Origin of the sequence: Plantactinospora veratri, assembly GCF_036421995.1 — a bacterium.
In the GTDB taxonomy this organism is placed as follows: Bacteria; Actinomycetota; Actinomycetes; order Mycobacteriales; family Micromonosporaceae; genus Plantactinospora; species Plantactinospora veratri.
The window spans coordinates 374197-392927 of the sequence record NZ_JAZGQL010000008.1 but is presented as its reverse complement, the minus strand read 5'-3'; the positions used below and the strand labels follow the sequence as shown (position 1 = coordinate 392927).

General features: G+C 72.3%; 14 protein-coding genes. 6 read left to right on the top strand and 8 right to left on the bottom strand.

Features of this window, described 5'->3' with window-relative positions:
* Positions 1-26 precede the first annotated feature (26 nt).
* Complete coding sequence (locus tag V1634_RS13995; RefSeq protein ID WP_331208214.1) at positions 27-716, top strand: DUF4232 domain-containing protein; 690 nt, start codon at positions 27-29, stop codon at positions 714-716.
* 162 nt (positions 717-878) lie between these two features.
* On the opposite strand, the gene V1634_RS13990 is transcribed toward V1634_RS13995, so the two are convergent.
* From V1634_RS13990 to V1634_RS13980, 3 genes are all read right to left on the bottom strand, one after another.
* Positions 879-2300 carry a glycosyl hydrolase family 18 protein gene (locus V1634_RS13990; RefSeq protein WP_331208213.1) on the bottom strand — a complete coding sequence of 474 codons (1422 nt, stop codon included), beginning with the start codon at positions 2298-2300 and terminating at the stop codon, positions 879-881.
* 216 nt (positions 2301-2516) lie between these two features.
* The gene (locus V1634_RS13985; RefSeq protein ID WP_331208212.1) at positions 2517-3101 is read right to left on the bottom strand and encodes a TetR family transcriptional regulator; all 585 of its coding nucleotides are present in this window, start codon (positions 3099-3101) and stop codon (positions 2517-2519) included.
* A 10-nt stretch (positions 3102-3111) separates the two neighbouring features.
* Positions 3112-4107, bottom strand: a complete 996-nt coding sequence (locus V1634_RS13980) for an aldo/keto reductase (RefSeq protein WP_331208211.1) — start codon at positions 4105-4107, stop codon at positions 3112-3114.
* Between the two features lie 247 nt (positions 4108-4354).
* Here V1634_RS13980 and V1634_RS13975 point away from each other — a divergent pair, with 247 nt between their 5' ends.
* Entirely contained in the window at positions 4355-4672 is a 318-nt protein-coding gene (locus V1634_RS13975; RefSeq protein ID WP_331208210.1) for a DUF6582 domain-containing protein, read from the top strand.
* 88 nt (positions 4673-4760) lie between these two features.
* Here the strand turns inward: V1634_RS13975 and V1634_RS13970 are convergent, their stop codons facing one another.
* Positions 4761-5522, bottom strand: a complete 762-nt coding sequence (locus V1634_RS13970; protein ID WP_331208209.1) for a zf-HC2 domain-containing protein — start codon at positions 5520-5522, stop codon at positions 4761-4763.
* 176 nt (positions 5523-5698) lie between these two features.
* On the opposite strand from V1634_RS13970, the gene V1634_RS13965 reads away from it, so the two are divergent.
* Positions 5699-6283: a sigma-70 family RNA polymerase sigma factor gene (locus tag V1634_RS13965; protein ID WP_331208208.1), complete on the top strand. Its 585-nt coding sequence runs from the start codon at positions 5699-5701 to the stop codon at positions 6281-6283.
* 31 nt (positions 6284-6314) lie between these two features.
* On the opposite strand, the gene V1634_RS13960 is transcribed toward V1634_RS13965, so the two are convergent.
* From V1634_RS13960 to V1634_RS13945, 4 genes are all read right to left on the bottom strand, one after another.
* Positions 6315-7769, bottom strand: coding sequence for an ATP-binding protein (locus V1634_RS13960; RefSeq protein ID WP_331208207.1), 1455 nt, complete (start codon positions 7767-7769; stop codon positions 6315-6317).
* A 52-nt stretch (positions 7770-7821) separates the two neighbouring features.
* The gene (locus V1634_RS13955) at positions 7822-9480 is read right to left on the bottom strand and encodes an FAD-dependent oxidoreductase (protein WP_331208206.1); all 1659 of its coding nucleotides are present in this window, start codon (positions 9478-9480) and stop codon (positions 7822-7824) included.
* Positions 9481-9550: 70 nt separating this feature from the next.
* Complete coding sequence (locus tag V1634_RS13950) at positions 9551-10606, bottom strand: zinc-dependent alcohol dehydrogenase family protein (protein ID WP_331208205.1); 1056 nt, start codon at positions 10604-10606, stop codon at positions 9551-9553.
* A 90-nt stretch (positions 10607-10696) separates the two neighbouring features.
* Positions 10697-12754 (bottom strand): M14 family zinc carboxypeptidase, encoded by a 2058-nt coding sequence (locus V1634_RS13945; protein ID WP_331208398.1) that lies wholly within the window; start codon positions 12752-12754, stop codon positions 10697-10699.
* Between the two features lie 671 nt (positions 12755-13425).
* On the opposite strand from V1634_RS13945, the gene V1634_RS13940 reads away from it, so the two are divergent.
* The 3 genes from V1634_RS13940 to V1634_RS13930 all read left to right on the top strand — a co-directional run bounded on the left by V1634_RS13940 (position 13426) and on the right by V1634_RS13930 (position 18714).
* Complete coding sequence (locus V1634_RS13940) at positions 13426-14718, top strand: cytochrome P450 (protein WP_331208204.1); 1293 nt, start codon at positions 13426-13428, stop codon at positions 14716-14718.
* Between the two features lie 518 nt (positions 14719-15236).
* Positions 15237-15857 (top strand): helix-turn-helix transcriptional regulator, encoded by a 621-nt coding sequence (locus V1634_RS13935; protein WP_331208203.1) that lies wholly within the window; start codon positions 15237-15239, stop codon positions 15855-15857.
* A gap of 319 nt (positions 15858-16176) precedes the next feature.
* A complete protein-coding gene (locus V1634_RS13930; protein WP_331208202.1) occupies positions 16177-18714 on the top strand; it encodes a sensor histidine kinase in 2538 nt (845 codons plus the stop codon).
* Positions 18715-18731 lie beyond the last annotated feature (17 nt).

Here is an 18731-nt window from a genome sequence, read left to right as displayed (position 1 = left end):
ACCCGGCAGGGTCGGAGAGGCTCCAGATGACGATCGGCATCCCGCCGTACCGGTCCGGGCGGATGCGCCGGCTCGGGTGGCTGCTCGGTGCGGTCGCGCTGCTCGCCGCCTGCGGTACGCCGAGCAGGCCGCCGATACCCGAGCCGACCCTGACCGCCGAGCCGGCGCCGACCGCTGTCGAGTGTCCCGACGGCTTCCTGATCACCGCCGGTGAGGTGGAGCCCGCGCTCGGCCTGCGGGCGCTCGGGATCGAGCTGCGCAACTGCGGCACGGCTCCGTACCGGCTCGACGGCTATCCGGTGGTGCGGGTACTGGACCAGGAGCGGCGGCCGCTCGACGTCACGGTCGGCAACGGGTCGGCGCCGGTGAGCAGCCCGGACAGCTACGACCTGCCACCCCGGCCGGTGCTGCTGCAACCGGGCGGGACGGCGAGGGCCCGGGTGCTCTGGCGGAACACCGTCACCGGGTCGGCCGAACCGGCGACGGATGCCCGCTACCTGGAGATCGCTCCGTCGCCCGGCGCACCGACGCAGCTCGTGGCGCCGCGTGGCGGGATCGACCTCGGCACCACCGGCCGGCTGGCGGTGAACGTCTGGCGGTCGCCCGCCGGTGCCGCCGCGCCGGCCTCGGACGCGGCCGTCACACCGAGCGCGCCGGGCCCGGGTGTCGGCGAGGGTCCGGCGGTCGACGGGAGGCCGGCCGGCGGCGCGGGGTGACCAACGGGAGGCCGACCGGCGACGCGGGGGAGGTGGCCGACGGGGCCGACCGGCGACGCGAGGGAGGTGGCCAACGTGGCCGACCGGCGGCACGGGACGACCCGGCGAGACGGCATCCGGCCCGGCCGCTTGTGGCGACCGGGCCGGATGTGGTGCCCGGGATCAGGCCGGGAGTCGCCAGATCTGGTTGGCGCCGCCGAAGCAGTCCCAGATCTGTAGCCGGGTGCCGTCGGCCGAACTGTTGTCGGTGGCGTCCAGGCACCTGTTCGAGGCCGGGTTGCGCAGGGTGCCGTTGCTCTGCGCCTGCCAGACCTGCGCGCCGGTGCCGTTGCAGTCGTAGAGCTGCACCTTGGCGCCGTTGCCGGTCGCGGCGGCGGTGATGTCGGCGCACTTGCCGAGCGCCCGCAGGGTGCCGTCGGTGCCGACCGTCCACCGCTGGGCGTTGCTGCCGTTGCAGGCGTAGAGCTGGATCGCCGCGCCGTTCGCGCTGGAGGCCGCCGCGACGTCGACACACTTGCCACCGATGCCGGTGATCTGGCCGGTCCGGCCGCTCGGCGGCGGGGTGCCGCCACCCATCACCGTGTCGTAGATGGCGCTGACCAGCGAGGTCGCGTTGTTGGTGTCCTGGGAAAGCTCCCAGTTCATCATCCCGCCGGCGTTGGCCATCGCCCACTGGGTCTTGCGCTTCACCGTCGGGATGCCGTTGTAGCACTGTTGCGCACCGCCGGCCGTGGTGCAGTCCCGGTTGGCGTTCGCCGGATCCATCGCGACCAGCGCGGAGTAGGTGTAGTAGCCGGGGCGGCTGTAGAAGGGTACGCCGAGCACCGCCTTGCTGGCCGGCAGGCCGCGCGCCTTCCAGCCGTTCACGGCGTTGATCGACCAGTCGTAGTTGGCGTGCGGGCTGCCGCCGTCGTACGCCATGATGTTCAGCCAGTCGACGTAGCCGAAGACGGCGGGCTGCACCCCGTTGACGCTGCCGCCCTCGGAGACGACGGCGGCGGTGAGCAGCTTGCCCCGGCTGCGGAGCTGGCCGCTGAGCTGCTGCATCAGGGCGGTGAAGTTGTTCGCCGAGGTGCCGGGGTCCGGGTACTCCCAGTCCATGTCGACACCGTCCAGGTTGTACTGCGTCACGAAGCTGATCACGCTGTTCACGAAGGTGGTCCGGCTGGCGGCGTTGGCGGCCAGGGCCTCGAAGGCCGAGTCGTCGCCGTCGTTCCAGCCGCCGATCGCGATCGACACCTTGACATTGCTGCCGTGCGCCCGCGACACCAGCGCGGAGAGTTTGCTCGGGTTCTCCACGGCCCGCAGTGTGCCGTTCGCGTTCGGCAGTACGAAGGCGTAGTTGATGTGGGTCAGCTTGTTGTACTGGACGGCGTTGACGTCGCCGGCCCAGCTCGGCAGGTAGCCGACGCTCTTGAAGTTGTTGGGCAGCACGACGGCCTCGGCCGGGGAGAGCGGCGCGAGCGCGAAGGCGGTCCCGGTCGCGACGGTGGCGAGCGCGAGCGCTCCGGTGCAGAACCTGGACCGCCAGCCGGGGCGGCGTCCCGGCTGGCGTACCCGGCCGGCGCTCATGGTGGGTGACATCGACGTTCCCTTCTGTCGCAGGCCTCAGCCGCTCGATCCGACCTGGTGGGGGTGGGGGTCGCCACGGCACCGGTGCGGCGGCTGCGAGGTTCGGCGCCGGCACCGGGCGAAGCGGATCGGGATCGATGTCGCTGAGTTGCTGAAACATTAGGAAAGTTAACTAATAATGTCAATGCATCGCCCACCGTCGAAACGACGGCCGGGCCGGGTGGCGGTTCAGCGCGGGCGGAGGCCGTCGAGCAGCAGGTCGCAGACCGCGTCGAGCTGCCGCTCGATCTCCGGGTCGGCCCACTGGGCCGAGTGCGTCGGATCGTGGAACCGCGCGGTGGCGTGCAGGACCGCCCGGGCGGCCCGGGGCACGTCGGCGACGGCGAAGTCGCCCTCGGCCACCCCGTCGGCGATGATCCGGGAGAGTTGCCCGACCAGCCCGTCCAGCGACGCGGCGATCACCGCACTGGCCTCACCGACCAGCACGATGTAGGTGGCGAAGAGTTCGGGGTCCTCCAGCGCCGTCGCCCGCTTCGTGCCGTGCAGCGTGTGCAGCCAGGACCGCAGCCGCTCCGGCGCCGGTGCGGTGCTGGCGGTCACCGCCGGCAGGTCGGCGTGCACCCGGTCCAGCCAGCGGTCGGCGACCGCCTCGCGCAACGCCGTCTTGCTGGCGAAGTGCCGGTAGACGCTGCCGTGGCTCACTCCCAGCGCCCGGGCGACGTCCACCACGGTCGCCTTTGCCGGGCCGAAGCGGCGGAGGACCTCCTCCGCCGCTTCGAGGATCCGTTCCGGGGTCAGCGTCGAGTCGGCCATGGGCACCATTTCACCGTTCGCTGTCCAGGTGCGCCATCAGGGGGGCGGCGTAGCGGGCGCCAGCGGCGGACCCGACCGGTACGGCCCGCTCGATGGCGGCCAGGTCGTCGGCGTGGAGCTTCAGGTCGAGCGCCCCGAGCGACTCGGCCAGCCGGTCCCGGCGCCTGGCCCCGACCAGCGGCACGATGTCGGTGCCCCGGCTGAGCACCCAGGCGATGGCGACCTGGGAAACGGTGGCCCCACGGGCCTGGGCGACCTCGCGCAGCGCATCCACCAGCAGCAGGTTCGCCTGGAGGTTGTCCCCGGTGAACCGGGGGCTGAACGAGCGGAAGTCGCCGGGGGAGAGCTGCCGGTCGGCGGTCCAGTGCCCACTGAGCAGTCCCCGGGACAGCACCCCGTACGCCGTGACGCCGATGCCCAGCTCGCGACAGGTGGGCAGGATCTCCGCCTCGACGGTCCGGGACAGCAGCGAGTACTCGATCTGAAGGTCGGCGATCGGGTGTACGGCCTGGGCCCGGCGGATCGTCGCCGCGCCGACCTCGGAGAGGCCGACGTGGCGTACCCGGCCGGCGGTCACCTGCTCGGCGATCGCGCCCACGGTCTCCTCGATCGGCACCGCCGGATCGAGCCGGGAGAGCCGGTACACGTCGACGTAGTCGGTGTCGAGCCGGCGAAGGGTGTACGCGAGGAAGTTCCGTACCGCCTCTGGGCGGCCGTCGGTGCCGTCCCAGCCGCCCTCCGGGTCGCGCAGCGCGCCGAACTTGACGCTGATCGCGACCTGGTCGCGGTTGCGCTCGCGCAGCGCGCGGCCGAGGAGCATCTCGTTGTGCCCGGCTCCGTAGAAGTCGCCGGTGTCCAGCAGGGTGACCCCGGCGTCCAGGGCGGCGTGGATCGTCGCGACGCTCTCCGCGTCGTCGGCGGGTCCGTATAGGTCGGACATCCCCATCGTGCCGAGGCCGAGGGCGGAGACCGTGGGTCCGTTGCTGCCGAGTGTCCGGTTCTCCATGTTCTACTCCTGTTCGTAGGTGCCGCCGCTGCTCCGGCGGCTGCCGGCGACGTCCGGGCGCGGCGATTCCAGGCTGGCCGCTGGCCGGGGCAGGTGTCGCCGCTTCACCAAGTATGGAATGACGACTGACAGAGTGCAAACTTTGTCAGTTGATTGTCGAGGTGCCCGCCGCGCCCACCCCAGCCGGTTACCGGCCCGCGTCAGGGGTACGAGAACCGGGCGGGACGACCCTCGTCGGGAGGAAACCATGAAGACCACCTGGAAGCCCGTCGACCAGCACGGGGTGATCAGCAGCAAGCAGTCCCGGGAACTGCCGGACAGCGCGTTCGCCTTCCCCGGCAAGCGCAAGGAACCACTCACCGACGCGTCGCACGTCCGCAACGCCATCGCCCGGTTCGACCAGACGCACGACGTCACCGACGCCGAGCGGGACCAGGCGTTCGCGAACATCCTCGCGGCGGCGAAGCACTACGACATCCAGGTCGCCGAGTCCGACTGGCGGCAGCTCGGCAAGCTCCCGCACACGCCGAACCCGGCACACGGCGGGCGCGGCTCGCGCGGCTGAACGATCGCCGACCCGGCACACGGCTCGCGCGGCTGGACCGCCGCCGTCGGTAGCCGGCCGGTTGCCGGGGCGGGGTGGTCGGGAGGGCTCAGGCCGCCCGGTGGTGGGTCCGCGCCTGAGCCGTACCGGGTTGGGTCCGGACCAGCCGCAGGCGCGGCGGCGCGGGTGCCGGCTCCTCCTCGAACCTCGCCCGCCAGCCCGGCCCGGGGCGCCGCCCGTGCCGGCTCGGCGGCTCGCCCGACTCGATCGTCGGGCGGGACAGACCGAGAATGATCAGATAGCCGGCGAGGATCAGCCCGTGGCTGAGGATCCGGCTGGGGTCGACCCGGCCGGCGATCGCGTCGTTCACCGAGAGCAGGGTCAGCACGGCGACGAACGCGGTCAGCGTGGGCACCAGGCCCACCGGCCGGGTACGGCGCAGTGCGATCCAGGCGAATCCGGCCCCGAGCGCGACGTTCCAGGCGGCCGACTCGTGCCACAGGTGGTCGGGGCCGCCGCCGAACACGACCTGGAGGCCGTGCGGATGCGCCGTCGAGCCGATCCCGGCGATCTGGGCCGCGCCGAGCAGGAACTGGGCGACGCCCACCACCCCGAGCGCGATCCGGAGCGTACCGGCCAGCCGGGCGAGCCGGCTCGGACCGGGAACGGCGGCGAGGAGGCTCTCGTCGATCTCCATCGGCGGCGGCACCAGACTGGTCCTGGCCAGCCGGTTCAGTGCCGTCGCGCTCTCCAGCCAGCTCCGGCACTCCGGGCAGGCGGCGAGATGACGGTCCACCCCGGCCCGCTCGGCCGGGTGCTCCTCGCCGTCCAGCCGGGCCGACAGGGCTTCTCGATACTCTTCGCACCGCACACACTCATAGTCGGGCCTGACCCGCCGTCGGTTCCCTCGGGGGTAAGTATTCCGCCGCCGACCCGGCCGCGACCGGCGGATCAGACCGTCCCGGCACCCTCATGATCGACCCGGGTAGCGATCAGATGCCCACCGGGGGTATTCGAACCGAGCACCGGTACGGGTAGCTTTGGGGCATGCCTCCCCCCGGCGTCGACAGCGACGAGATCACCAGGCTGGCGCTGGCCGCCAAGGCCGGCGACCGCTCGGCGGCAGCGGCCTTCATCCGGGCGACCCAGCACGACGTGCAGCGGTTCGTCTCCCACCTGGTCGGTGCCGGTGAGGCGGAGGATCTCGCCCAGGAGACCTACCTGCGGGCGATGCGCGCACTGCCCCGCTTCGCGGCCAGGTCCTCCGCGAAGACATGGCTGCTCTCGATCGCCCGGCGGGCCTGCGTCGACCACGTCCGGACGGCCATGCGGCGGCCCCGCGTCGCGGCACTGCCGGACTGGCAGCTCGCCGCCGACGCCGAACTCGCCCGGGGGAGCAGCACCGGCTTCGAGGGCGCGGTGGAACTCGACCGGCTCCTCGCGGACCTGCCACCGGATCGCCGGGAGGCGTTCGTCGCCACCCAGGTGGCCGGGCTGAGCTACGCCGAGGCGGCCGAGGTCTGTGACTGCCCGATCGGCACCATCCGGTCCCGGGTCGCCCGGGCCCGCGAGGACCTGGTCGCGGCGATGCGGACGGAGGGCCCCGGTCGCCGGCTCCGCTCGACGAGCTGACCGGTCCGCCGGGCGACACCGGCCCCCCGGATCAGGAGAGGGCGGCCTCGACCGCGCCGGGCTCCGGTCCGGAGATCGGCAGGCAGACCCGGAAGGTGGTACGCCCCGGCTCGGAGTCGACCCGGATGTCCCCGTGGTGCTTGTTGACCACGATCCGGTACGAGATGTCCAGCCCCAGCCCGGTGCCGTCCCCGATCGGCTTCGTGGTGAAGAACGGCTCGAAGATCCGGGACCGGACGTCGGCCGGGATGCCCGGCCCGGTGTCGACGATCTCCACCACGATCGACTCCTCGTCCCGCCCGGTGCGCACGGTCAGCACGCCCTCCTCGCCGATCGCGTAGAGCGCGTTGTCGACCAGGTTGGTCCAGACCTGGTTCAGTTCGGCGGCGTAGACCGGGATCGGCGGCAGGCTGCGGTCGTACTCGCGGACGACCCGGACACCCGGCTTGAGCTTGGCGTTGAACATCGCCAGGGTGGCGTCGAGCAGGTCGTGCACGTCCACCGTCCGGTGCGGTGCCCGGTCGAGCTGCGAATACTGCTTCGCCGCACCGACCAGCCCGGTGATCCGGCTCAACGCGTCGTCGATCTCGCCGAGCAGCAGTTCGGTCTCGACGGTGTAGGTCAGCCACCGGATCGCCGGCTCCAGGTCGTCGGGGCGTACCGCCGTGCCGACCTGCTCCAGCCAGGCCACGTCGATGCCGCCGGCGGTCAGCGTCGGGGCGAGGTCCCAGCCTCCGGTGACCTCGTGCTCGTCCAGCCAGTCGGCCAGGGCCTCCTCGGCGTCGCTGGTCTCCAGCGGGGAGAGCGTCGGTGCCGTGGCGGCCTGCTTCACGGCGGCCTCCTGGAGTTCGACCAGGCGTTGCAGCCGCTCCCCGTCCAGCCGGCCGTCGGCGATCATCGCCAGCTTGTGCCGCATCCCGGCGACCCGGTCCCGGAGCACCGAGGTGGCCCGGACGGCCGCGGCGGCCGGATTGTTCAGCTCGTGGGTCAGCCCGGCCGAGAGCGAGCCGAGGGCCAGTAGCCGCTCCCGTTCGCCGACCACCGTCTGGGTGGTCCGCATGCCGAGGAAGAGCCCGTCCAGCAGGTGCATCGCCATCGGGAACCAGCGGCGCATCGCGGTGCTGATCACCTCGGCCGGCAGCACGAAGAGCGTCACGTCGGTGATCGCCCGCATCCCGTTCTGGTACGTCTGCACCCGCTGCTCGTTCAGGTAGGACTGGGTCGCCCCGCCGTACGCGCCGCGCTGGTCGCTGCGGGTGATCTCGACCCGGTCGCCCTGCACCAGCCGGATCAGCGAGACGGTGCCGTCCAGCAGTACGAAGAAGCAGTGCGCCTCGGCGCCCTCGACGAAGATGTCGGACCCGGCCGGCAGTCGCTGCACCCGGCCGTGCTGGTGGATGTAGCCGAGCTTCTCCTCGTCCAGCGACTCGAAGAGGAACAGCGTACGCAGTTCCTCGATCGCCAGCCGTTCGTCCGATTCGGTCATCTCGTCACCCGATTCGTGTCCGTGGGCCGACCGTCTCCCACCCGAAAGAGCTTCACTGCGCAGCCAGGTACTGGTGGGCCAGGGACACCACCATGGCACCTTCGCCGACGGCCGAGGCGACCCGCTTGATCGAGTCGGCCCGGACGTCCCCGGCCGCGAAGACCCCGGGCAGGCTCGACTCCAGCGGGTACGGGTCGCGGGGCAGCGACCAGCCGGCCGGCCGCCGGCCGTCGCTGCTCAGGTCCAGCCCGGTCAGTACGTAGCCCCGGGCGTCCCGGGCCACCACGTCGGCCAGCCAGTCGGTGCGCGGCTCGGCGCCGATGAAGACGAAGAGCCAGGACGCCTTCACGGTCCTCTGCTGCCCGGCCCGGTTGTCGCAGATGACGAGCTGCTCCAGGTGGTCGGTGCCCTCGCCGCCGACCACCTCGGAGTGCGGGTGCACCTCGATGTTGTCGATCCGCTCGATCTGCTCGATCAGGTAGTGCGACATCGAGCGGTGCAGGTCGGGGCCGCGCACCAGCAGGTGCACCCGGCGGGCGTGCCGGGCGAAGTAGACCGCCGCCTGCCCGGCCGAGTTCGCCCCGCCGACGATGTAGACGTCCTGGCCGGCGCAGTTCGGCGCCTCCGTCGACGCCGAGCCGTAGAAGACGCCCCGGCCGGTCAGGTCGGCGAGTCCGGGCGCGGTGAGCTGCCGGTAGGCGACCCCGGTGGCCAGTACCACGGTGTGCGCGGCGATGGAGGAGCCGTCGCTGAACCGGAGCAGCCGGGTGGTGCCGGCCGCCTCCAACCCGACGACGTCCCGGGCGGTCAGCAACTCGGCGCCGAACTTCAGCGCCTGCCGGCGGGCTCGGTCGGCGAGCTGCGATCCGGAGACCCCGTCGGGGAAGCCGAGGTAGTTCTCGATCCGGCTGCTCTGTCCGGCCTGGCCGCCGGTCGCCTGGCGTTCGACCAGTACCGTGCGCAGCCCCTCGGAGGCGCCGTAGACGGCGGCGCCGAGGCCGGCCGGGCCGGCCCCGACCACCACCAGGTCGTAGAAGTCGGCGGCCGGGGTGGTGGAGAGCCCGACCCGGGTCGCGAGTTCGGCCTCGGTCGGCTTGACCAGTGCGGTGCCGTCCGGGGTGACCACCACCGGCACGTCGGCCGGATCCGCTCCGGCGGCGGAGAGCAGCCGGCCGCCCTCCGGCTCGTCGGCGAGCAGCCAGCGGTACGGCACCAGGTTGCGGGCCAGGAAGTCGCGGATCTCGAACGACGGCGCGGACCAGCGGTGACCGACCACGCGTACCTCGTCGGGGGCGGCCTCCGGGGTCGCCGCCCAGGCCTCCAGCAGGCTGTCCAGTACCGGATAGAGCTTCTCCTCCGGCGGGTGCCAGGGCTTGAGCAGATAGTGGTCCAGGTCGACGACGTTGATCGCGTCGATCGCCGCGTTGGTGTCCGCGTAGGCGGTCAGCAGCACCCGGCGGGCCGTCGGGAAGAGGTCCATCGCGGCTTCGAGGAACTCGATGCCGTTCATCTGCGGCATCCGGTAGTCGGCGAGCAGCACCGCCACCTGGTCACCCCGGAGTTTGATCTCCCGCAGCGCGGTCAGCGCCTCCGCGCCGGAGGAGGCGCGGACCACCCGGTACCGGTCGCCGTAGCGCCGCCGCACGTCCCGGGCCACCGCGCGCGACACCGCCGGATCGTCGTCGACCGTCAAGATCACCGGGTTTGCCATGGCACCAATGAAAGCATCCGGAACGGGCCTTGACGAACGCCGATACCGACCCGCCGGTAGCGTCGGGCGGTCAGGCCCGACCGGGCTCGACCAGCCGGATGCCGCCGACCGGCGGCCGGTCCAGGGTCGCCAGCGCCGCCGGGGTCTCGACCAGCCCGATCGTCTCGGTCACCAGCTCCGCCGGTCGGAGCACCCCGGCGCCGACCAGGGCCAGCAGTTCCGGGTACGCGTGCGCGGCCATCCCGTGGCTGCCGCGCAGCTCCAACTCGTACCCGATGACCCGGTCCATCGGCACCGCCGGGTGCCCGGTCGCGGCCGGCAGCAGCCCGACCTGCACGTGCCGGCCCCGCCGCCGCAGGCTCTCGATCGACCCGACACAGGTCGGCGCACTGCCCAGCGCGTCCAGCGAGAGGTGGGCGCCCCCGCCGGTCAGTTCGCGGATCGCCCCGGCCACCGCCTGCGGGCCGGAGAACGTGCCGGCGTCCAGGCAGGCTGCGGCGCCGAAGCGCCGGGCCAGCTCCAGCGCGGCCGGGCTGACGTCGACCGCCACCACCCGGGCGCCGCAGGCCACCGCGATCATCACCGCGGAGAGTCCCACCCCGCCACAGCCGTGCACCGCCACCCACTCCCCGGCGGTCACCCGACCCTGCGCGACCACCGCCCGGAACGCGGTGCCGAACCGGCAGCCGAGCGCGGCGGCACCGGCGAAACTCAGCTCGTCGGGGAGCCGGACCAGGTTGACGTCGGCGTGCTCGACCGCGACGAGTTCGGCGTACGAGCCCCAGTGGGTGAAGCCGGGCTGGGTCTGCCGCTCGCAGACCTGCTGGTCCCCGGCGAGGCAGGCCGGGCAGGTACCGCAGGCGCAGACGAACGGGGCGGTGACCCGGTCACCGGGCCGCCAACCGCGTACCGCCGGACCGACCGCCGCCACCACACCGGCGAACTCGTGCCCCGGCACGTGCGGCAGCCGGATGTCCGGATCGTGCCCCTGCCAGCCGTGCCAGTCGCTCCGGCACAGCCCGGTCGCGCCGACCTCGACCACCACGCCGGCCGGGCTCGGCACCGGGTCCGGCACGGTACGCAGCTCCGGTCGACCGCCGAACTCCTCGAACACCACCGCCCGCATAGCGGATCATCCTCACACGCGCACGCCCGGAGCGTTAGGAAGGGCCCCCACTACAACAGAAAACGATAAGAGGGGGCCCTTCCTTGCACGTCAGGCGGCGTAGTCGCGGGCTATTCGGAGCAGCTCGACGAGGCCGGTGGCGTACTCCTGCGACTCGGCATGCGCCTCGGCGAACGGCGGCTGGAAGCCGACCGCCTCCCACTCGCCGGTCGCCTCGTTCCAGATGTCGTTGCCGACCTCGAAGTCCCAGGCGAAGATGCCCAGCTCGTAGTAGAGCTGGTCGGCGGAGTTGCCGGCCGCCGAATAGAGCACGTCGGCGACCGGACCGGTCTGGGACGGCCAGGTGACGGTGTCCCGCACGCTGGCGATCGCCGAGACGATCCGCCGGGCGCTGTCCAGGAACATCTTCGACTCGTCGATCGACGGGCGGGGCAGCGGGATCCGCCCCTCGGCCTGGTACGCCCCCGGCGGCCACATGAAGTACCCGCCGTAGCTGTGCACGTTCATCGCGAACTTGATGTTCGGGTGCGCCTTGGCCAGGTCGACCACGTTGCGGCTCTCCGGCTCGGAGAGTTCGCCGGTGCCGGCGTACGTGCCGGAGAGGCAGTTGGTGCTGGCCCCGGCGTAGCCGTCGAAGAGCGAGCCGACCGTGTAGTTCCGGTTGACGTCGACGCCCCAGGAGTCCCGGTTGGCTGGGTCCCGTGCCGCGCCGGTGCAGTGGTTGACCAGGTTCTTGCGCTGGAAGTTGGCGTCGTGGAACGAGTAGTTCGCCCCGTCCGGGTTGACCGTCGGCATCACGAAGACGTCGACCGCCTCCAGCAGTTCCCGGGTCGCCGGGTCGGTGCCGGCGTTGGCCAGCAGCCGCTCGGCGAACTCCAGGGTGACCAGCGGGGTGGCCCACTCCCGGGCGTGCTCCTGCGAGTACGCCAACACCCCGATCCGGGAGCCGTCCCGGTGTACCCCGATCCGCAGCGCCTGTACCGTCCACGGCTTCTTCGGCACCTCGGCGCCGGCCAGGCCGTCGTCCAGGCGTACCGGGCCGGCGACCGGCATCGGCAGCCCGGCGGAGCCGGTCTCCACGAAGGCCGAGAAGTGCTGCGGGTAGCGGGCGGAGACGAACGCCGCCACCTGGTCGGTGGTGCTGATGGTCTTACCGGCGGCGTCGGTGGCCAGCGAGATGGTCAGCACCCGGTCACGGTAGGTAGCCGACAGTGGGCGGTTCGCCCGGCCGGGCTCGACGGTGCGGACCTGTACCCCGTTCATCTTCTGGTCGCCGAACTTCACCGACTCGACCACGACCGCGGCGGTGGCCGGGTCGCCGAGGTAGCCGGCGGCGGTGCGCCGGTAGCCCTGGGTCCTGTTCGGCAGGTCGATGACGTCGACCAGGTTCCGGTACTGCCGGGCCAGCCGCTTGATCCGGGCCTGTACGTCCACCGGCGTGACGTACGCGTCGATGAAGTCGGACTGGTAGCCCTCGGGCAGGGCCGGCGGGGTCGCGTTCGGCCACGTGGCCGGCGTGGTCGGCCGGGCGGTCCCGCCGAGACTGGAGGTCGCGGTGACCTGGGTCGGCCGGGCCGGAATCCGTTGCGGCTGCGCGTAGTGGTACTGGTATTCGCCCGCGTCGGCGAAGCGGACGAGCGGGAAGCTGCCGGTGGTGCCGTCGGCGGTACGCCAGGTGACGGTGATCTCCACGTCCGGGTCCTCGGCGGCGGTGGTCGCCACCTGGGTCTGCACGAAGGTCCGTCCCCCGCTGGTCCACCAGTACGCCTGGAGGAAGTGCAGGGTGTCGGCGGCCGCGACGGCGACTCCCCGGCGGTCCGCCGGGGCGCCGCGTCCGGCGGCGCTGCGCGCCTGTGCGGCCTGGACGCTCTCGGTGTAGTGCCGGGCGGCGTCGCCGTCGCGCTGCACCACCTGCCGGGCGACGGCGCCGGTCGCGGTGAGCGCCGCGAGTTGCCGGCCGGTCAGCACCAGGTCGGCGAGGAGGTGGCCGTCGCGTTGTCGTGGCCGGTTGGCGATGTCGGCACCCTCGGCGAGGAGTTGCCGGAACTGCGCCTCGTCGCGGAGCTGGACCCGGACCAGGGCGGTCTCGTCGGCGGCGAGGGTGATCGGGCTGCCCGCGGCGGGTGGCGCGGAGTCGGGCGCGGCCATGCTCGCTCCCGGGTTGCCGAGCGCCGCTGCGGTCAGGACCAGCGTGGCGGCGGTGGCCGTCCACCATTGTCTGGCCAACGTGGACCTCCTGACGGGTTGTCGAGGTGAGTGGTTACAGACCAGTCCCTTGATCGACTGATGTCAAGGCCCGGCCGCCCCGGTGGTCCCGTGCCGCCCGCCGGCCGTCCGGTGGCCAGATTGGAACGTACGCGTTTCCGCAGAACGTCGTACGTGCACCTGCCGAGCGGATTGATATTGGCGTCGATCTACCCAAACCATCGCTCAGCCTGCACTGTTTACGCCGCAATTACCCGATCCTTTCAGGACGGTGCGCCGGCCGGGGCCCGGCCGTCCCGAGAGGGTCTCGCGACCCGGCTCGCCCGGGATCCGGTGACTCGGGGTGACGTCCGACCAGCCGGTGTGACCAGGCGGCAAGGTGCAGGCGGCAACTTGCACCCCCGGGTCGGCGCGATCTTCGTCCCGGCGCACCCGGTGCACCGGCCCGACGCCAATACAATGGCACAAACGAATACCTTGACTTACCGTCTGCCGCAGCGCATCGTGAGATTCCCAGATGTCGTCGGGAGTTTCGGGGCAACTGATTCCCGGTGGGTGAACTATTGCCATCGGATCCCTACGACAGCGTGCCGAGCGTGGGCCAGGAGGCGGCCATGGAACTCAGCCCGTTCGCTGGTAGCTATCTGACCGACCCGGCCACGGTGTGGCGGGATCTGCTGGACCGCCCCGAGAGCGTGCACTACGCCGAGGATCTCGGCATGTGGTTGCTCAGCCGGCACGAGCACGTCCGGCAGGCGTTCGGGGACGCGGACAGTTTCGGCAACGCCCTCACCCTGGCCCCGGTCTACGAGATGTGTCCCGAGGCGCTGGCGATCGTGATGCGGCTCGACGCGCCGCCGACGACGGCCGCGGCCGACTCCCCGGTGCACACCCGCACCCGTAGGGCGTTGCGGGCCACCTTCGCCAACACCGGTCCCCGGGTCGCCGCCCAGTACGGGCCGATCGTGCGGCGCCGGGTCGACGAACTCGTCGACGGCGTCGCCGCCCGCCGGGGCGAGGTGGTCGACCTGATCGGAGAGTTCACCGCCCTGCTGCCCCTGCTCGTCGTGCTGGACATCCTCGGCGTACCCGATCGGGACACCGCCCGGATCCGGCAGTGGGCCGACGGGCAGATCGCCCTCGTCTGGGGCCAGCCGGACCCCGCCGAGCAGGTGCGCCTGGCCCAGGGGTTGCTCGACTTCTGGCACTACTGCCAGGACCTGGTCGACCAGCGGGCGCGGGGCGATCTCGACGGCGACGACTTCGTCTCCCGGGCGCTGCGCTACCGCGACGGCGACGACGAGATTCTCACCGTCGCCGAGGTCGCCAGCATGGCGTTCAACCTTCTGGTCGCCGGGCACGAGACCACCGCCGGACTCCTCGCCCACGGTCTGGAACTGGCACTGTCGACACCCGCCCGCTGGCAGCGCATCGCCGATGACCCGGCCTGGGTACCGGCCTTCCTGGAGGAGGCGCTCCGGTTCGGTCCGGCCATCGACGGCTGGCTGCGGGTCACCCTGCGACCGGTCGACATCGGCGGCGTCACCATCCCCGCCGGGCAACGGTGCCTGCTCCTCGTCGGCGCCGCGAACCGCGACCCGGCGACGTTCACCGGTCCGGATCGGTTCGATCCGGACCGGGACGACTTCAAGGATCATCTCTCCTTCGGTTACGGTCCGCATTTCTGCATCGGGGCCGCACTCGCCCGCCTCGAGGCCCGGATCGCACTCGTGCGGCTCGCGGAGGCAATTCCCGGGCTGCGTCTGGTGCCGGGTTACGTGAGTAGCTACAAGCCCAATGTCGCGTTCCGTGCACACCGGATGCTGCCCGCGGTCGTCGATATCGCCGGTGCGCCGGGGGAACGGTCCGAGGATCCGCCGGACGCGCTCACCGGCTACGCCGCCTAGGCCGATCCCGTGCCGACCGGCTGATTCCGCCACCGACCGGCCGGGTCGATCCCGGCCGTCGCCCGACGACGGGTCCGGCCCGGCACCGACCGGTGCCTCCGACCGGCCGGGTCGAGGCCCGCCCGCCCGGATCACGGTCCGTCAATGAACGCCGAGAGATCGATCGACGTCGTCATGTCGACCGGTGGTCGACGTCTCCGATCGCCGACGGATCATTGTCGGGTGTCGCCATTCGCCGGTCGCGGCGGAAGGGGTGAATCCGGGCAACCGGCGGACCGGGCTTCCTTCCGAGATCATTTCCGTACCGTCAAGTAGATCGGCGTACGAGGTTTTTCACTTACCGTCAACGATAGGTGGCGCGTAAGCCTTCACACCCGTCGCTCCGAGGGTAAGAATTGGCCCCGGCAAATGCCAGGTCATGATCTGTCCCGGCGTCTCGTGACCTGGTGCGACTGATCGGATCGCTGACCAACGAAGGTGAGCAAATGGACGCTGCGTCGTCAGGTACCGCAGAATCGATGGCCACCCGACAGTTCCAGCGCGAACTGCGTCGCTGGCGTACCCGCAAGGGGTTGACCCAGCGCGCCCTCGCCGACCGCGTGCGGTTCAGCCGGGAGACGGTGGCGGCGGTCGAGGCGGGTCGCCGGTACGGCAGCCAGGAGCTGGCCGTGCGCTGTGACGACGTACTCGGGACCGGGGGTCTGCTCACCGCGCTCTGGCCCCGGGTGGCGGTGGAACAGATCGCCGCGGACGGGCGGCGTGGGCCGCGCGGAGCCGCGGCCGGTGGCCCCGACGGGACCGGAACCGACCCCGCGACCGCCGTCGGGGAGCGACAGTCCGTGGTGGAGGCGATCGACGGGTTGCGGGACCTGATCGACCAGATGTTGCGGGTCCACTTCCCGGCGGGGTCGGACCGGCCGCCGGCGGAGGCGCACCGGCTGACCGAGGAGGCGCACCGCCTCGCGGCGCAGGTGCACCGGCTGCACGGCGACGACCCCGATCCCTCGGAGGACCCGTCGTCGGCGGAGGCGCCCCGGCAGCCGGTGGCCGAGTCGCGGCGGCCGGCGGCCGGCGAGCCCCGCCGGTCCTTCGAGTCACACCGGCGCGGTCGGGTCGGCGCGCTGCGCCGCCGGCACTGAACCCGTCCGGCCCGGGTTCACTGAGTCGCGGAACAGCGGCGGCAGCGGTCGGCGAGGGTGCCGGCGGAGCCCGGCGGGTACTGCTGCCTGCGAAGGTAACTGCCTGTTCATCGGCGGGTACAGATAGTGGTACGAGCTGTTTGTACCACGGTTAACCCTGTTGCCCGCCCCGCCGGTCCGGCGCAATGGGACTTGCTAACTGCAAGATGCAGATCCCCTCGATGACGAGCCGTGGGAGTCAGTCTTGGCCTCGACCACCCGATCCCACGCGGCCCGACCCCAGCCCGTCTCCCGGCGCGGCTGGAAGATCGCCTCCCGGATGCGCATCATCGTGGCCGCGCCGTTGGTGGCGGTCGTCGGGTTCGCCGGACTCGCGCTGGCCGACAGCGTCCGGCAGGCCGGGCAGGCCAGCAACCTCGGCGTACTGGCCCAACTGGGCGCCGAGGCCGGTCGGCTGGCCTACCAGCTCCAGCGGGAACGGGCGGCCGCCGCCGACCTGTTGACCGCCGCCACGCCCCGCCAGCAGGACACCTACGCCCGGCAGGCCGCCGACACCGACGAGATCGTGGCGCGCTACCAGCGCCAACGCGCGCTCGCCCCCGAGCCGGCCAGCGGACCGGGCATCGTGCTGGCCCGGATCGACAACGCGCTGGCCGACCTGCCGCCGCTGCGTACCCAGGTGCGTACCGCCGCGCACGCGGCCGTCTCGGCCACCACGTTCAGCTACCGGATCATCATCGCCGACCTGCTCGCCTACCGGGAGTCGATCGCCCAGGGGGTCGTCTCGGCCGAGGTCGCGGACGGGATCCGGGCCGCCGCCGCGCTGTCGAAGACCGCGGAGTCGCTCGGCCAGCAACAGGTGGCCGTGCTGCGGGCCATCGCCGCCGGCCAGCTCACCCCGGCGATGCAGCAGGACATCACCGCCGCCCGGACCGGCTTCACCGAATCCAGCCTGGCCTTCCTCGGCCTCGCCCCCGGCCAGTGGCAGGTGTGGTGGGAACAGGCCGGCAGCGGCAAGGAGGCGCTCACCCTGCAACGCCTCCAGGACCAGGTCTCCCGGGCCGAGATCGGCGCCCCGCTGGAGGTCGGCACCAACGCCTGGATCGGCGCCACCCAGGGCTGGGCCGCCCGGCTCTTCGAGGTGCAGCAGCGGGTCGACGCCGCCGTGCTGGCCGAGGTGGACGCGGCCCGGGTCGAGCAACGCTGGCGGGCCGTCGCCGAGGGCGCCGCGATGGCGGTCGCGCTGCTGTTGACCGTACTTGTCACCTGGGCGGTCGCCCGGCAGATCACCCGGCGGCTGCGTCGGCTGCGGGACGCGGCGCACTCCGTGGCGTACACCGAGCTGCCGGCGATGGTCGCCGAACTGCGCAGCCTCGACAGCGCCGGCATCCATCCGGAGGCCCTCGCCCGGGCATCCGCCTCCACACTGGAGGCGTCCAGCGGGGACGAGATCGGCGAGGTGGGCCAGGCGTTCACCGCCGTGCACCAGGCGGCCGTCCGGACCGCCGCCGAGCAGGCCGTCATGCGGGCCAACACCGCCGACATCTTCGTCCACCTCAGCCGCCGCGAGCAGCGGCTGGTGGACGCGGTACTCGCCCAGGTGGACAAGGTCGAGCAGGACGAGACCGACCCGGAGCGGCTACAGCAGCTCTACACCCTGGACAGCCTGGCGACCCGGATGGGACGGATCAACGCCAGCCTCCTCGTGCTCGGCGGTGTGGGCGTCGGGCGGGTACGCCACGAGGACGTACCGATGCAGAAGGTCGTCCAGGCGGCACTGTCGCAGATCGAGCACTACACCCGGGTCAGGATCGGCGTCGTCGACCCGGACGTGGCGGTCGCGGCCGACAAGGTCGACGAGGTGGTGCACCTGCTCGCCGAGCTGATGGACAACGCGACCACGTACTCGCCGCCGGAGACCGAGGCCTGGGTGACCGCGCGCAGCCTCGGCGACCGGGTCATCGTGCAGGTCAGCGACGAGGGTGTGGGGCTCTCGCTACAACGGCTGGCACAGCTCAACGACCTGCTGGCCCGGCCACCTGCCACCGACGTGGCGGCGGTCCGGGCGATGGGTCTGGTCGTGGTCGGCCAACTCGCCGGCCGGCTCGGGGTGGCGGTCGAACTGCGGCCCGGCCCCAAGCTCGGCACCATCGCCGAGATCTCACTGCCGGCGACGCTGATCCGGCCGGTACCGCCGGAGACCCAGTTGCTGGCGCCCGGCCGGCTCGCCACGATGCCGGAGGGCCGGGTACGCGGTACCGCGGTGCCGGCCGCCGCGTCGACGGTCGGTCCGAACGACCCGGCCCGGCGACCGGCCGCGGAACGGGCCCTGCCGGCCACATCCGTCTTCCGGCCGGCGGCCCGGCGGACGGACCGGGGTGACGACCCGACCCAGGAACTCGTCATATTCGAGCAGGTCAACAACTGGTTCCGTACCGACCGGTCGAGTCCGCCGGCCGGGGTCGCCACCGGCAACGGCGCGGGCAGCCCGGTGCCGAGCAGTCCCGTTCCGGCCGGCCCACCGGTCGGTGCCTCCAACGGGACCGACGGATCCAACGGTGGCTACGCCGCGACGGGCTGGCAGACCCGAGCCGACGACGGATGGCGGGCGGCCACCGAGCTGGTCAACCCGGACATCTCCGCGACCACCCCGTCCGGGCTCCCGATCCGTCAGCCGCAGCGGCACCTCGTGCCGGGTGGCGTCGCCCTGCCACCGGAACAGCAACCGGTCTCGGAGCACCGCGACCCGGCCGAGGTGGCCAACGCGATGGCCGCCTACGCCCGGGGCGTGGCCGCCCGCCGTCCCAAGCTGGTGAACGCCTCGGCGACAAGCGACGCGACAGGGAGTACTACGTGAACCAACGAGATCTCGGC

Excerpts from the sequence above, each read along its gene's own strand:
- V1634_RS13995 (WP_331208214.1), top strand. The coding sequence starts at position 27 with ATGACGATCGGCATCCCGCCGTACCGGTCCGGGCGGATGCGCCGGCTC.
- V1634_RS13990 (WP_331208213.1), bottom strand. The coding sequence starts at position 2,300 with ATGTCACCCACCATGAGCGCCGGCCGGGTACGCCAGCCGGGACGCCGC.
- V1634_RS13985 (WP_331208212.1), bottom strand. The coding sequence starts at position 3,101 with ATGGCCGACTCGACGCTGACCCCGGAACGGATCCTCGAAGCGGCGGAG.
- V1634_RS13980 (WP_331208211.1), bottom strand. The coding sequence starts at position 4,107 with ATGGAGAACCGGACACTCGGCAGCAACGGACCCACGGTCTCCGCCCTC.
- V1634_RS13975 (WP_331208210.1), top strand. The coding sequence starts at position 4,355 with ATGAAGACCACCTGGAAGCCCGTCGACCAGCACGGGGTGATCAGCAGC.
- V1634_RS13965 (WP_331208208.1), top strand. The coding sequence starts at position 5,699 with ATGCCTCCCCCCGGCGTCGACAGCGACGAGATCACCAGGCTGGCGCTG.
- V1634_RS13960 (WP_331208207.1), bottom strand. The coding sequence starts at position 7,769 with ATGACCGAATCGGACGAACGGCTGGCGATCGAGGAACTGCGTACGCTG.
- V1634_RS13955 (WP_331208206.1), bottom strand. The coding sequence starts at position 9,480 with ATGGCAAACCCGGTGATCTTGACGGTCGACGACGATCCGGCGGTGTCG.
- V1634_RS13950 (WP_331208205.1), bottom strand. The coding sequence starts at position 10,606 with ATGCGGGCGGTGGTGTTCGAGGAGTTCGGCGGTCGACCGGAGCTGCGT.
- V1634_RS13945 (WP_331208398.1), bottom strand. The coding sequence starts at position 12,754 with ATGGCCGCGCCCGACTCCGCGCCACCCGCCGCGGGCAGCCCGATCACC.
- V1634_RS13940 (WP_331208204.1), top strand. The coding sequence starts at position 13,426 with ATGGAACTCAGCCCGTTCGCTGGTAGCTATCTGACCGACCCGGCCACG.
- V1634_RS13935 (WP_331208203.1), top strand. The coding sequence starts at position 15,237 with ATGGCCACCCGACAGTTCCAGCGCGAACTGCGTCGCTGGCGTACCCGC.
- V1634_RS13930 (WP_331208202.1), top strand. The coding sequence starts at position 16,177 with ATGCGCATCATCGTGGCCGCGCCGTTGGTGGCGGTCGTCGGGTTCGCC.